This window comes from Micromonospora sp. NPDC092111 (genome assembly GCF_044755745.1).
In the GTDB taxonomy this organism is placed as follows: domain Bacteria; phylum Actinomycetota; class Actinomycetes; order Mycobacteriales; family Micromonosporaceae; genus Micromonospora.
Genome location: NZ_JBIVRQ010000008.1, coordinates 53,199 through 66,991, shown reverse-complemented (window position 1 = coordinate 66,991; position 13,793 = coordinate 53,199). Strand labels below are relative to the sequence as shown.

The window sequence follows — 13,793 nt, the reverse complement described above, 5'->3', positions numbered from 1 at the left end:
GCGGCGCTCCTAGCAGGGGGCGAGGTCGACGGGTCGGCCTCCCCCTGAGTCACGCGCACAGCGCTCCACAGTGCCTGCCCACGCGGTCCTTTTGCCTGAGAGGTTCCGGGGAGAATCTGCCCCTTCGGCGCCGCCCGGCTGCTGCTGGGCGGTCTCTCCCGCGTGAGTGGTACCGGCATGGTCAACGCTACCAGCGTCGCGATCACCGGCGGATGTCATACCCCCACCGGCCGGCGGCAGGGGGTGTTCGGGGTGTCTCCCGGCACACCCCGGCCGGCGGCACGGTCACCGGCGGCTCAGCGGACGCTCGCCGCCGGCAGCGGCCCCGGGTGACCGGCGGCGAGGCGGTCCGCCACCGCCGGCAGCAGCCTGCCCAGCGGGGCGTCCACCCGCAGCGCCGCGTACCCGTCCCCCCGGGTCGCCCCCTGGTTGACGATCGCCACCGGGACACCCAGCTTCGCCGCCCGCAGCACGAACCGCCGCCCCGACAGCACCGTCAACGACGACCCCAACACCAACAGCAGCCGCGCCCCGCCGACCATCGCGAAGCACCGCGCCACCCGCTGCGCCGGGACTGTCTCACCGAAGAACACCACGTCCGGTTTCAGCCTCCCCGTGCCGCAGAACGTGCAGTCCACGACGCGGAACCCGGCCACCCGCGCGTCGTCGAGCTCCACGTCACCGTCCGGGTTCACCGGCCCCGCCGCCGCGTCGAAGCCCGGGTTGGCCTCACCCAGCCGCCGGTCCAGTTCCTCCCGCGACGTCCGGTTGCCGCAGTCCAGGCAGACCACCTCGTCGAGCCGGCCGTGCAACTCCACCACCGCCCGGCTGCCCGCCGCCGTGTGCAACCCGTCCACGTTCTGGGTGACCACCCCATCGACCAGGCCGGCGGCCTGCAGCCGGGCCACCGCCCGATGCCCGTCGTTCGGCGCCGCCCGGGCGATCGTGCGCCACCCCAGGTGGCTGCGCGCCCAGTACCGCCGCCGGGCGTCCGGATCCCCGACGAACGCCTGGTACGTCATCGGAGTGTGCCGGCGGGCCGCACCACTGGGCCCCCGATAGTCCGGGATGCCCGACTCGGTGGACAAACCCGCCCCGCTCAGCACCACCACACCACCGGCCGCCACCCCGGCGGTCAACGCGTCGATCGTCTCCGTCACCCGTCCATGCTGCCTCGCCCGGCCCACCACCGGCGACCGGCGTGACCGCCGTCGCCCGCGACCACGAACAGTCGGCGGCTCAACCGCCCAGCACCGCCCGAAGCTGCGAACTCGCGCCACCGGCCGCCGCCGCGTCCGCACGCAACTGCTCCGACTGCGCCGACAGGTACGCCTGCCACCGGTTCAACTGCTGCTGCGCCGCCGCCACCGCGGCCAACGCCGCCGCGTGCCGCTCCTCCAAGTCCTGCAACGTACGGGCCAACTCCGGCGACCCACCACCGGCCGGCTGACCCGGCACGCTCATCTCCCCAGCCCGCCGGTGCGCCTCCGACAGGATCTCGTCGGCCTGCCGCCGCGCATCGGCGATGATCTCCGCACCCTCCGCGCTGGCCTCACCGATCGTCCGGTTCGCCTCGTCCTGCGCCCGCATCGCCAACTCGACCGTCATCGGGTCCGGCCCCTGCGGGGCGTTGCTCGGCAGGGTGCCGTGCCGCAGCATCTCCACCTGGCTCAGCAGCCCCTGGTTCTCCCGCTTCTGCCGCTCCACCTCCGCGACCAGCAGCCCGATCCGGTCATCCGCCGCCCGGACCACCCCCGCGACCTCGTCGGCCGACAACCAGTGACTACCCCGGAACCGCCGCGCCTCCAACAGGGACAACTGTCGGGCGATCTCACCCTGGTCGGCGAGGGCGGGCAGACCGATCCGGTCGGTGTGATCGATGCTCATCGGGCACCTGTCCAGCTGAAGTCGCGCGGGGCAGCGGCACCGGCCTCGGCGAGGGGCGGGTAGAGGGAGTGATCGTAGCTCTCCGTCAGGATCTGCTCGGGCTGCACACCCGAACGGGCCAGGATCGTCACGGTGTCCCGGGTCATCTCCGGGCTCCCGCACACCAGGATCTCCGTGTCCGCCCACGGCCCCAACCGCACCGCCGTGTCACCGGCCCGACCGATCGCGCCCTGCCAACCCCAACCCGACTCCACCGTCGGCACGTACCGCAGCCAACCCGCACCGCCGTTCTGCCACGCCGCCGCCGGTGGCATCGACGCCAACTGCGACACCGCCTGATCGTCGTAGAGATCGTCCGGGGTGCGGCCGCCCACCACCAGCGTGGTACGCCGCCCCGAACCCTGCTGCAACGCCTCCAGCACCGCCCGCAGCGGCGCCAACCCGGTCCCCCCGGCGATCAACAGCAACGGCAGGTGCGGCGACCGGTCGTACGACGACAACGCCGTCCCCGTCGGATGCCCCAGCAGCAGCCGCTCACCGGCCCGCAGCTTACGCACCAGATGGGTGGAGAACCGGCCCGTCGCCCGCACGTGGAACTCGATCGTCCCGTCCGCCCGGGGCGCATTCGCCGGCGACAGGTACCGCCAGGTCCGCAACTGCGGCACCTGCACCGGCAGCGACTGCCCCGGCCGGTAGTTGCACAGGTAGTTCGGGCGCACCGTGAACACCGCGACGTCGGCGCGCCGCCGCTGCGTGGTCAGCACCTCCGCCTCCCAGTACGGCGGCGACGTGCGTTCCGCCTCCGCCGCGCCACCCAGCATCAACTTCGTCACCACCTCGTACGCCGCCGCCCACTCCGCCCGCAACGCCGGGGTGAAGTACGGCCCGAGGAACCGGTCCAACGTCGCCAGCAACGCCTGACCCACCCAGCTGTAGTGCTGCTCCCCCAGCACCACCGGGTTGCCCCGCTGATCCTGGCCGTGGAACCGGCGGTGGTCGGCGCCCAACCGCTGCGCGAACCCGGTCAACGCATCCGGGTCGTCGAGGCTGGTGATGATGTGCCCAAGCGCCTTGAGCAGCTTGTCCTCCTGGTACTGCATGTTCGTCGGGAACATCGACCGGGCCTCCGGCGCCACCACGAACAACGTGGCGTAGAAGTACTTGGCCGCCTCCGGCCCGGCAGTGGAGAACTGGCTCCAACTCTGGCGCAGCGCCGCGTTGTCCATCCTCAGTCCTCCTGCGCGCGGGCGATGTCGTGACGCTGCCGCAGCGTCAACTCCGCCACGCCATCCGGGTCGTAGGCGCGGTCAGTCTGCCAGAGATTCGGATTCGGAACCCGGCTGTCGTAGTAGCGGTGGTGCACCGCGTGCAACGCCGCCCACCCCACACTGCCGTTGAGCCACGACCAGTCACCGTGCACCGGCCGGCCCGCCCGCTCCTCCTGCGCGCAGAACCTCATGAACAGCTCCGACTCCGTGTGCGGATCGGACACCCGCACCCCGGCCACCCGGAACGAGTGCAGCACCGCCTGGTTCAACACCAGCGCCGCGTGTTCCCGCCACAGGGTGTCCTCCCGCGACGTGTCCAACCCCAACGCCGCCGCCACCACGTGCAACTGGTCGTACCGGTCCCGGTCGCCCATGTTCCGGGTGCCGATCTCGTCACCCAGGTAGTGGCCGTTGAACGGCGCGCAACTGTAGTCCACCCCACCGACCCGCAACCGCATGTTGCTGATCACCGGCAGCGCGTGCCAACGCAGCATCAGGTCCGCGAACCACGGGTGGTCCGGATGGCTCAACGCCACCTCCCGCACCAACTCCCGGGGCACGTCCAGCACCGCCGGGTCCTCGTGCGCCGTCTCGATCACCCACGGCAACAGGTCGAACCGGCCCGGCACCGGCGGCGGACGCCAGCCCAGCCGACGCGCCGCCCAGGTCATCCCCACCTGCGCCCGGTCACCCAGCACCGACCCGTCCTCCCGGAGGTGACCGCAGTAGCGGACCAACTGGTCGTTCCAGATCCGCGCCCGCGGACCCACCCCCGGCCGGTCCGGCGCGAAAACCGTGATCACCGACTGGATCCGACCACCGTTGTCCCCCGCCGCCAGGTGCGCCGACAACTCCCGCGCGATCCCCGCCACCGTCGTCACGTGCCGACGGTCCCGCACCTTCAACCCCGCCCAGCGGATCCGCCCGACGCACCGCGCCGACTGCCGCCACGCCACCTTCGCCCCGTACACCAACTCCTCACCGGTGTGCCGGTACGACCCGGTCAACGCGATCTCCTCGCGGACCTCCGCCAGCCGCCCCGACAACCCCGGCAGCCGCCGCTCGCGGTGGAACAGCTCAAGGAACTCCGCCGCCTCCACGGCCACGTCCCCACCGGCACCGACCGGCTCCCGCGGCGCGGGCACCCCGGTTACCGGGCAGGTGACGTGGTCGGCGACAGCACTGCCGGCCCGCACGGAACGGAGGCCGACATGGTGATCAGTCTGCACTTCGGCTCGTTTTCCCGTCCTCCGGCGGAGCCCCGGTGCGATCCCCGCACCCGGCTCCGCGCATCAGCTCGACGACACCCACCAACCATCGCCCACAGTGACCAATCGGTGCATTTGGTGATCGCCCTGGACAGGATTCCTGGCCGGACCACAACTGTCAACATCACGACTCCACCGAAGCATGTGCACAGTGGACAACTCCCACATCTCGGTCCCACCAACGGGACCGCCCAGGTCACCAACCCGGCCAACACGACGACCATCACTGTCCGCACACGAAAACGCCGCGACCGGAACCCGGCCGCGGCGCCCGAACAACCCCGAGATCAACCCGCCCGACGCCGCGCCCGACGCGCCGCCAACTCGTCACCCACCACATCCGACACCGGCTCGACGGCACCCCCGCCACCCGCCGCCGGCTCCGCCGGCAGATGCGACAACGAACCCTGGATCTCCTTGAACGCCCCACCGATCGCGATGCCGAACACACCCTGGCCACCCTGCAACAGGTCGACCACCTCCTCCGGCGACCGGCACTCATACACCGTCGTACCGTCCGAAATCAGCGTGATCCCCGCCAGATCCGCCACCCCACGCGACCGCAACGCCTCGATCGCCTTCCGGATGTTCTGCAGGGACACCCCGGCGTCCAACAACCGCTTGACGACCTTCAACACCACCAGGTCCCGGAACGAGTACAACCGCTGCGTCCCCGAACCCGACGCGTCCCGCACACTCGGCACCACCAGCGCCGTCCGCGCCCAGTAGTCCAACTGCCGGTAACTGATCCCCACCGCGTGGCAGGCCGTCACACCCCGGTAACCCACCGAATCGTCATCGGCAGCCGGCACCGGCGACGACACCGCACCCGACTCGCCCCGCTCCACACCTGGCTCAGGATCCCGCGGCTCGTGCATCCCGACAACCTCCCCGTCAGTGCGGTGGCACGTCGTTTCCGGGACGTGCACCCCTCGACACGGCAACCCTAACGCCGCACGAAGGGGTTACCACGGAGAAACGGCCGCGACACGCCGCGCGGCGACACACCACACCAACCGAAACCCCACAAGGCATCACCCACAGTGACACCCGGGCGGCGGCGACGAGAACCGGCGATCAGCCGGCGAAATCCTCCGGACGCACCTGCTCCAGGAACTCCCGGAACTTCTCCACCTCATCCTCCTGCTCGTCGGGAATCACAATCCCCGCCTCACTGAGGACCTGCTCCGCACAACGAATCGGAGCACCCACCCGCAACGCCAACGCGATCGAGTCACTCGGCCGGGCCGACACCCGCACCCCGTCACCCAACAACAGATCCGCGTAGAAGACGTTCTCCTTCAACTCGGTGATCTCCACCGCCCGCAACGGCGCCTTCAACGCCGCCAGCACGTCCCGCAACAAATCATGCGTCAACGGCCGCGCCGGCTTGACCCCCTGCTGCTCGTAGGCGATAGCCGTGGCCTCGACCGCACCGATCCAGATCGGCAGATAGCGGTCACCCTCGACCTCCCTGAGCAGGACGATCGGCTGGTTGCTGGGCAGCTCCACCCGAACCCCGACCACGCTCAGCTCGCGCACCGCCGCCTCCGTGTCGTTGTCACCTACGCCCGCACCGCGCCCTTCCCTGCACGGTACACGGACCGCGACACGGTCGTCCCGTGCGCACCCGCGCCCAGAAAAGGGGTTACCCCGGCAAGCCTACGGCACGCTTCCCGGGGCAGAACTTTCCGCACACACCACACAGACCGGGGTCACCGACCCAACGTCGACCGCAACCCCACCCGCACCAACGCCGCGTGCAACTGCTGCGACAACGCCACCAACTCCCGCGCCGTCTCCGCCGCCCGCGCCCGCGCCGCCGGATCACTCTGCCGCGCCAACGGCGCCACCAACTGCGCGAACAGACCGACCTCCCGATCCGCCGACGACCGGTACCCCCGCAGATGCCGCGGCTCCAACCCGTACGCCGCCAACCCCGCCACCGCCCGCGCGATGATCAACGCATCCGCGTCATACCACCCCGGCGGATCCGGCACCAACACACCCAGCCGCTCCAACTCACCCAACGTCGACTCGGCGATCCCACTACGTGCCACCAGATCGGCCCGCCCGAGCCGCACCTGCGACTCGGGCTCCTCCGCCGACCGGCCCGGCACCTCACCACCCGGACCCACCGCCACCAACGTCGGCCGCTGCCGACCCGGACCACCGTCACCGGCGTCCCACTCCGCCAACTGCTCACGGATCACCCGCAACGGCAGATACTGGTCCCGCTGCGCGGTCAACACGAACCGAAGCCGGGCCACATCGTCCCAGCTGTACTTCCGGTAACCCGCCGCCGTCCGCTGCGGCTCCACCAGACCCTCGGCCTCAAGGAACCGCAACTTCGAAATCGTGACGTCCGGAAACTCCACCCGTAGCTGACCCAGCACCTCACCGATACTCATCAGCGGGTGCGACCGGGCCGCCCCGGAAGGCATGGAGGCCGCAGGCTCGTTCACCCCCGGCCGGCCTCCCCCTCCGGGCGAGGACCGGCGATGAACACCACCCGGAACTTGCCGATTTGCACCTCGTCACCATTGCTCAACGTGGCCGCCTCGACCCGCTCCCGGTTCACGTAGGTGCCGTTCAGGCTCCCCACGTCCCGCACCGTGAACGTCCCACCGTCCCGGTGGAACTCCGCGTGCCGCCGCGACACCGTCACATCGTCCAGGAAGATGTCACTGTCCGGATGCCGGCCACTCGTCGTCACATCATGGTCCAACAGGAACCGGGCACCCGCGTTCGGGCCCCGACGAACCACCAGCAGCGCCATACCCGGCGGCAGCGAGCCGGACATCCGACTCGGCACCACATCGGTGTCCGGCCCCTCCAGCACTTCGTCCAGCGAACCGAGATTGAGCGTCGAAGTGACGTCGAGCGGGGGGAACTCGTCGCCTGGGCGCGTCATGGGACCACCTCACGGATCAGTTCGGTCAGCGTCAGGGTAATGGCGGGTCTGGCCGCCGGGCAGATCACACACCCGGCGGCTGGCTCCCCGTGCCCGGGAAGGCAATTACACAACGCTCAACTATTGGGTTCTCGGTCGACTGGGCGAGCCTAGCCAGCGCCGAAATGCAGGGCAACCGGGACGCGCGGAGAACATCACCCACGCCCCGGCACGACACCACTCAGCTCTCGGTGAGCTCACGGTACGCGTCAGCGGTCAACAACCCGTCCACCGCGGCCGGATCCGCCGGCGTGATCTCCAGCAACCAACCCGCACCGTACGGATCCGAATTGATCAACTCAGGAGTGTCACCCAGCGCCTCGTTCCGCGCCGCCACCGACCCACTCACCGGGGCGTAGATCTCCGACACACTCTTGGTCGACTCGATCTCACCCAACGGCTCACCGGCCGCCACCACCGCACCGGCCTCCGGCAACTGCACGAACACGATGTCACCCAACGCATCCTGCGCGAACTGGGTGATACCAACCCGGACAGCACCGCCGTCGGCACCGACCACCCACTCATGCTCGGCGGTGTAACGCAGATCCTCAGGAATCACCAGCGCGTCCTTCATCCATCGGTGCACCGGACCACCCGGCGCGGCCGCGCCGGTCAGGAGACCGGACGGGCGTGTTCCAGCTTCAACGGCGCGTGCAGCGCCGAAACCTCGGCAACCTCACGCTCCTCGACGATCACGTTACCGCCGTCACCGGAAACCGATGCGGCCACCCCGCCCGGAATGTTCAACGCGGTACGCATCGTCTCCGGGTCACCGATCACCGTGATCGTGAACGGACCCGTCAACGTCCGCCCGTCCACCACCAACGCCCCGTCCTGCCCGTCCAGGAAGTACGTCGACGCGATCACCCGCGCCGTGGCCCGATCCCCACCCGAGATCTGCATCGCCTCCCCGCCCGCGCCCCGCAACTCCTGCACCGCGTCCAGGATCCGGTCCGCCCGAATCGGCTTGCCACCCGCCTCGAACCGCACACTCAACCCCGGCCCCCGCGCCGGCAACGTCCCCGCCAGGATCCCCAACTCGTCGGCCCGCCTCGTCGCCTCCTCCAGCGCCGCCTGCCGACCCTGCTCACCCGAGCGCAACTGCCGCTGACTGTCCTCCAGGGCCTCGATGTCCTGCTGCAGCCGCTTCTCCCGGGAATCCAGATCCGAGAAGATCCGAACCAGGTCCTCCTGCCGGGTCGCCGCCAACGTCGGATCCGTCGACGTCGTCTTCAACTGCACCACCAGCGTGAACCCCAGCAACGCCAACAACGCCGCGATCATCACCCCCGCCGAGGACAACTTCCGCCCCGCCGGCTTGCCCGCCCCGGCCGCCACCGACCCGGCACCCTCGACCGAACCGGACCCGTCAGCCGGAGAACCGGCCGACACCTCCGCCAGGTCGACCGTCACACCGCCGTCGTCGACGCCCTCCGCCGGCTCCGGCTCCCCCGGCACCAACGGACTCAACTCGTCCGGATCCGGCGCGTCCGGCCGAGGATCCGGCTCACCCGCCGGCCCCGACGGATCGACCGGCTCCGCCGGCTCCGGCCACCCGGTACCCGTCTCCCGATGCTCGTCGCTCACGCCACCAACCTACGCCCGGAACAGGTGACGACGGATCGCCGCCACGTTCCCGAAGATCCGCACCCCCAACACGACCACCACACCGGTGGAGAGCTGACCACCCACGCCCAACTGGTCACCCAGATACACGATCAGGCCCGCCACCAGCACATTCGAGATGAACGACACCACGAACTGCTTGTCGTCGAAGATCCGGTCCAGCTTCGCCCGCACCCCGCCGAACACGGCGTCGAGCGCCGCCACCACGGCGATCGGCAGGTACGGCTGCAACGCCGCGGGCACGGTCGGATCCAGGTAGATCCCGAGCACCACACCGGCGAGCAGCGCCAGCACCGCGATCATCGAACACCTCCGGAGGAGCGGGGGGACGAACCCGAACCGGACGGCCCGGGACTGCTCGGACGGCCGGCGGCCGACCCCGACGGACTCGGACTGACCGACGGCTCCGCGTAGCGTAGTCGCGGCTCCGCAGCGGCCGGCAGCGCGAGGTCGTCCTTCTCCCGCACCTCGAACGACAGACCGGTGTCCTTGGCCACCCGACGCATCAGATACGCCGCCCGACTGTCGTCGAACCGGTCCCGCAACGACCCCGGCCCGATCGCGCTCACCTCGTACGGACTCGTCACCGGACGGAAGTCCACCAGGATCGCCGCCCCCGCCGACCGGATCGTCGACGTGGCCGTCAACCGCTGCCCGTTGATCGCGATCGCCTCCGCCCCCGACGCCCACAGGTCGTTCGCGACCTTCTGCAGATCGGAGTAGATCACCCGGGACGGACCCGAATCCGAGTCACCGGTCACCGCACCGTCGTCCTTCGGGGCCGCATCGGTCAACCGCACCACCACACCGTCGCCGCGCACCCGCCCCAGCCCGGTGCCCGCCTCCAGGATGCGCAGCCGCGCCGCCTGCGAGCCGCCCAACGCCGCGTCCCGCTGCCGACCGACCTCCTCACGCAGCTCGTCGGCCCGCGCGGACAACTCGTCGGTCTCCGCCTCACGCTGGTTGATCTGCGCGATCAGTGCCGCCCGCGCCTGACTACGGCTCGGCTCCTCCGCCATCGTCTCCCGGTACGCCACCGCGAACAGGAAGCCCACCGCGGCCACCACCAGCACCGCGACGGCCCGCGCCGAAGCGCCCTGCCACCCGGTCGGCGCCGGCGCGCCCTGCCGCCGGGCCGCCGCGTCGGCGTAGCCCGGGTCCAGCGGGTTGCGGAACAGCTCGGTGAGGAAGTCCGGGGTGAACAACCGGGTCGGGGGCTTCTGCTCGCCCCGGGGTGCGCTCACGCCGCCGCTCCCCCGGACCGGGTACGCACGGCCCGGACCAGGCGGACGGCCTGCACCACGTACATCGCCCCGGCCACCCAGTACAGGACCAGACCCCACCAGGCCAGCGCCCAGCCGATCGCGCCGGCGGTGGTCGCCGCCGCCGACGACGACGCCGAGGCCAGCAGCAGCACCGGGAACGCGGCCAGCAGCAGGAAGGTGGCGGTCTTACCCACGTAGTGCACCGGCGGTGGGCCGTACCCGTACCGGCGCAGCACCCCCAGCGAGCCGAGCAGCAGCAACTCCCGGGCCAGCAGCGCGGCGGTGAACTGCCACGGCACCACCTCGCGGGCGGTGAAGGCGAGCAGCGTGGCGAGGATGTAGAGCCGGTCGGCCAGCGGATCGAGCAGCTCACCCAGCCGGCTGACCTGGCCGAGCCGACGGGCGATCCAGCCGTCCACCCAGTCGGAGGTGCCGCCGATGGCGAGTACCACGATCGCCGCCACGTCGGCCTTCACCACCAGTAGGAGCCAGAGGAACAGGGGTACGCCGAGCAGCCGGACGAAACTGATCAGGTTCGGCAGCGTCAGCACCCGGTCCCCCGCGGCGGTGTCGCCGCCCGGTCCCCGCGGGTGCTCTGCCCGAGCCGGCCGACGCGACACCGAACCTCCCTCCGCAGCACGATCCGGATGCCGGCGAGGGCACCACGGTGGGACGTGCGCTAACGGGCCGGCACTGCCGGCGCCTCGGTGATCCCGGGCCGGGACCTCCCCCTGATGCGGCCCGGGAGCGTCGAGTTCCCGGGCCGGCTGAGTTGCGCAGCCACTATATCGGGCTCGGGTGGTGGCGCCGTGACCCCGGCGTTCGTGCCGTCGACCGGTGTCTGGTGTGCGGTGCGTCACCACCGCTAGGGCGTCCTAGGATACTGGTGGAACGGCCGGCGGGGTCGAGGGGCGTCCGCGACCGCGCGACGCGCCCGCGCTGGACAGCGCGCGGCAGTTCGTCAGGCGGTACGCACGGCGGGGTCGACCTGGGGCGCCGGGGTGCCCGCCTCGGCCGCCTGACCGAACGCCAGCAGGGCCAGCAGCAGTTCGTGCTGGGCCCGGGGTGGCATCCGGTCCAGCACCGCCTGCACCGCCCGGTGCCGCCGCTGCTTCAACTCCCCCAGCAGGGTCTCCGCCGCGCCGGTGAGGACCAGCCGCACCTCGCGCCGGTCCCGGGGGTCCGGCTTGCGGCGCAGCAGGCCGGTGGCCTCCAACCGGTCGCACAGCCGGCTGGCCGAGGAGGGGACCACGTCCAGCAGCTCGGCCAGCCGGTTGACGTTGGTCTCCGGCCGTTCGCTGATCAGCGCGAGCACCCGGAGCTGGGTGGGAGGCACGGTCACGTGGTGCCGGGAGGTGGCGGAATCGCGCACACCGACGAACGCCTCGGCCGCGGCATCGATCGCCGCGGCAAGATCGGGAGGTCGCTCCACCAGCTATCCTCTGCGATTGTCCGCTGTCGTGTGTCGCTAACGGCCGGTCACCGTTCGCACCGCCCGTCCCGCCCCACCGGCCCCGTGCCAGTCCAGGCAGACGACGACGGCATCGTCGCTGAGATCGGTGTCGGCATGGTATGCGAACAGCTCGCGCATCACCGTACCAACCGCTTCGGCCGCCGGTTGCAGCCGAGTGGACCGCATCGACCGTGCCATGGCCCGCTCACCGTAGGACTCCTGGCCGCCCGGGCGCGCGTCGTACACGCCGTCGCTGACCACGAAGAGACGGTCCCCGGGCTCCACGTCGAACTCCTGCACGACGTACCGGGTCTCGGCGAACATGCCCAGCGGTAGCTGCTGCTCCAGGGCGATCGGCTCGACGGTGGTCCCGCGCAGCCGCAGCACCTGCGGGGAGCCGGCGTCCACCGCGCGGACCCGGCCGGTGGCGGTGTCCACCGACAACAGCAACGTCGCCACGTGCCGCTGCCCCCGGTGCTGGTAGAAAAGCGTGTCCGAGGCCAGCTCGGCCTGCTCCACCAGTCCCCCGCCGGAGCGCCGGGCGTTGCGCATCGCGTTGACGGTCAGCGCGGTGAGCATCGCGGCGGCCAGCCCGGTGCCGGTGCCGTTGAGCACCGTGAGGGTCAGCCGACCGGTGTCCACCGACCAGTCGAAGTGGTCACCGCCCACGGTGTACGCCGGTTCGAGCTGCCCGGCCAGCAGGAACGCGTCATGGGTGACGCTGCGCCCGGGCAGCAGTTCCCACTGCATCTCGGCGGCCATGCTGAGCCGTTCCCGCCGCCGGGCCCGCCGGTAACGGTCGGTCTCCCGGTCGGCCGCGCGCAGCGCGATGGCCAGGTCGCGGGCCATCTCGCCGATCCGGGCCACGGTCTGCGGGTCGGGCTCACGGGGCAGCTCGACCAGCAGCACACCCAGCCGCTCGCCCCAGGTGGTCAGCGGCACCCACACCCGGCAGTGCCCGCCGTCCTGCGCCTCGGTCGCCGGTTGCTGACTGCGGAAACAGCGCTGCGCGACGCCCTGACCGGCGAGGAAGCCGGCGGCGGACAGATCGGGGTCGAGCACCGGCCACAGCCCGCTGATCCGGTAGTCGGCGAGGAACACGTCGACCCGCGACGCGGCGAGGGTCGACCGGACGGCCCGGTCGATCGCCTCCACCAACTGGTCCGGCGGGGCCTCACGCAGCGCGCGCGACACCGCGGCGAGCGCGTCCGACATCTTCGTCCCCTCCGAAAGATTCTTGCTGTAGGGCAAGCATCATACGGAGGGACCGGCGCCGCGCGGCCCGGGGTCACCCGGCCGGCTTCACCACCAGGCCGCCGTGGAAGGCGGCCGGCACCTCGGCCGGCGCGCCCACCGGCCGCCAGCGGGACACCGGCACGATCCCGTCGGCGGTCGGCACCCACCGGCCCAGCAACGGCGGGAACGACGCCGGGGCCCGCATCCGGAACTGCGGCCCCATCATGGCCAGCGCCTGCGGGTACGCCGCCAGCTCCTCCGCGTCGAAGTCGATCGCCAGGAGGCTGCCCGGCGCCACCGACTGGTAGAGCTCGTCGAGGGTACCGGCCAGGGTGGCGTCGTCGAGGAAGGCGGCCAGGCCGAGGAAGACCACCCCCACCGGCCTCCTCCCCCAGCCCGGTACGAAGCGGTGCAGTTGCGCGCGGTCGACGGTGCCGACGTCGGTGGCGTCACCGTAGCCGTAGCCGACCCGGTCGCTGTCGGCGAGGATCCGCTGGCCGAGCCGGATGGTGACCGGGTCGACGTCGGTGTAGAGCACGGTGGCCTCCGTCGCCACCTCGTGCACGTTGCCCCGGGTGGGCACCCCCGCGCCGAAGACCAGGAAACCGTCCACCCCGGCCGCCACCATCGCCCGCACCGCCCGGCCGAGGAAGGCCCGCAGGTCGCGGAAGATGGCCGCGCACGGGCCGTACGCCTGCTCGAAGGCCCGGGCCGCCGCCACGTCGACCGGGAAGTGGTGCTCCCCACCCAGCCAGTGGTCGATCATGCGGGCGGTGCTCGGCTGCTGCGGCTCGGCCATCGACGGCGCTCCCTCCCGATGGGTCGCGGTCAGGT

At 71.4% G+C, this 13,793-nt stretch carries 16 protein-coding genes and 1 riboswitch; all 16 genes read right to left on the bottom strand.

All coding sequences use genetic code 11. The features are described 5' to 3' along the window. Positions 1-73: 73 nt before the first annotated feature. Positions 74-171, bottom strand: a riboswitch (glycine riboswitch). 125 nt (positions 172-296) lie between these two features. The 16 genes from ACIQG9_RS17795 to ACIQG9_RS17720 all read right to left on the bottom strand — a co-directional run bounded on the left by ACIQG9_RS17795 (position 297) and on the right by ACIQG9_RS17720 (position 13,758). Continuing rightward, positions 297-1,160 (bottom strand): NAD-dependent protein deacetylase, encoded by an 864-nt coding sequence (locus ACIQG9_RS17795; RefSeq protein ID WP_400403389.1) that lies wholly within the window; start codon positions 1,158-1,160, stop codon positions 297-299. Positions 1,161-1,239: 79 nt separating this feature from the next. Continuing rightward, entirely contained in the window at positions 1,240-1,887 is a 648-nt protein-coding gene (locus ACIQG9_RS17790; protein WP_400403386.1) for a DivIVA domain-containing protein, read from the bottom strand. Beyond that, positions 1,884-3,113, bottom strand: coding sequence for a globin domain-containing protein (locus ACIQG9_RS17785; protein ID WP_400403384.1), 1,230 nt, complete (start codon positions 3,111-3,113; stop codon positions 1,884-1,886). Before ACIQG9_RS17785 ends, ACIQG9_RS17790 begins: the two co-directional genes overlap by 4 nt. 2 nt (positions 3,114-3,115) lie before the next feature. Then, a complete protein-coding gene (locus ACIQG9_RS17780; RefSeq protein WP_400403810.1) occupies positions 3,116-4,300 on the bottom strand; it encodes a nitric oxide synthase oxygenase in 1,185 nt (394 codons plus the stop codon). Between the two features lie 410 nt (positions 4,301-4,710). Beyond that, positions 4,711-5,301 (bottom strand): MerR family transcriptional regulator, encoded by a 591-nt coding sequence (locus ACIQG9_RS17775; protein ID WP_400403381.1) that lies wholly within the window; start codon positions 5,299-5,301, stop codon positions 4,711-4,713. 199 nt (positions 5,302-5,500) lie between these two features. Beyond that, on the bottom strand, positions 5,501-5,965 hold the full coding sequence (locus ACIQG9_RS17770; protein ID WP_091241020.1) for a bifunctional nuclease family protein: 465 nt from the start codon (positions 5,963-5,965) through the stop codon (positions 5,501-5,503). A gap of 173 nt (positions 5,966-6,138) precedes the next feature. Beyond that, positions 6,139-6,834, bottom strand: coding sequence for a MerR family transcriptional regulator (locus ACIQG9_RS17765; RefSeq protein WP_400403378.1), 696 nt, complete (start codon positions 6,832-6,834; stop codon positions 6,139-6,141). 50 nt (positions 6,835-6,884) lie between these two features. Beyond that, the gene (locus ACIQG9_RS17760; protein ID WP_088993873.1) at positions 6,885-7,337 is read right to left on the bottom strand and encodes an FHA domain-containing protein; all 453 of its coding nucleotides are present in this window, start codon (positions 7,335-7,337) and stop codon (positions 6,885-6,887) included. Between the two features lie 220 nt (positions 7,338-7,557). Then, on the bottom strand, positions 7,558-7,938 hold the full coding sequence (gcvH, locus tag ACIQG9_RS17755) for a glycine cleavage system protein GcvH (protein ID WP_400403807.1): 381 nt from the start codon (positions 7,936-7,938) through the stop codon (positions 7,558-7,560). 53 nt (positions 7,939-7,991) lie between these two features. After that, positions 7,992-8,966 carry a DUF881 domain-containing protein gene (locus tag ACIQG9_RS17750; RefSeq protein ID WP_400403375.1) on the bottom strand — a complete coding sequence of 325 codons (975 nt, stop codon included), beginning with the start codon at positions 8,964-8,966 and terminating at the stop codon, positions 7,992-7,994. Positions 8,967-8,975: 9 nt separating this feature from the next. Then, on the bottom strand, positions 8,976-9,308 hold the full coding sequence (locus ACIQG9_RS17745; protein WP_067311500.1) for a small basic family protein: 333 nt from the start codon (positions 9,306-9,308) through the stop codon (positions 8,976-8,978). Further along, positions 9,305-10,249, bottom strand: a complete 945-nt coding sequence (locus ACIQG9_RS17740) for a DUF881 domain-containing protein (RefSeq protein WP_400403371.1) — start codon at positions 10,247-10,249, stop codon at positions 9,305-9,307. Before ACIQG9_RS17740 ends, ACIQG9_RS17745 begins: the two co-directional genes overlap by 4 nt. Next, the gene (locus ACIQG9_RS17735; RefSeq protein WP_400403369.1) at positions 10,246-10,890 is read right to left on the bottom strand and encodes a CDP-alcohol phosphatidyltransferase family protein; all 645 of its coding nucleotides are present in this window, start codon (positions 10,888-10,890) and stop codon (positions 10,246-10,248) included. The genes ACIQG9_RS17740 and ACIQG9_RS17735 overlap by 4 nt, the downstream gene beginning before the upstream one ends. A gap of 341 nt (positions 10,891-11,231) precedes the next feature. Continuing rightward, positions 11,232-11,702, bottom strand: a complete 471-nt coding sequence (locus ACIQG9_RS17730; RefSeq protein WP_400403366.1) for a MarR family transcriptional regulator — start codon at positions 11,700-11,702, stop codon at positions 11,232-11,234. A gap of 36 nt (positions 11,703-11,738) precedes the next feature. Continuing rightward, the gene (locus ACIQG9_RS17725) at positions 11,739-12,938 is read right to left on the bottom strand and encodes a PP2C family protein-serine/threonine phosphatase (protein ID WP_400403364.1); all 1,200 of its coding nucleotides are present in this window, start codon (positions 12,936-12,938) and stop codon (positions 11,739-11,741) included. A gap of 73 nt (positions 12,939-13,011) precedes the next feature. Continuing rightward, entirely contained in the window at positions 13,012-13,758 is a 747-nt protein-coding gene (locus tag ACIQG9_RS17720) for an SAM-dependent methyltransferase (protein WP_400403362.1), read from the bottom strand. Between the last annotated feature and the right edge of the window lie 35 nt (positions 13,759-13,793).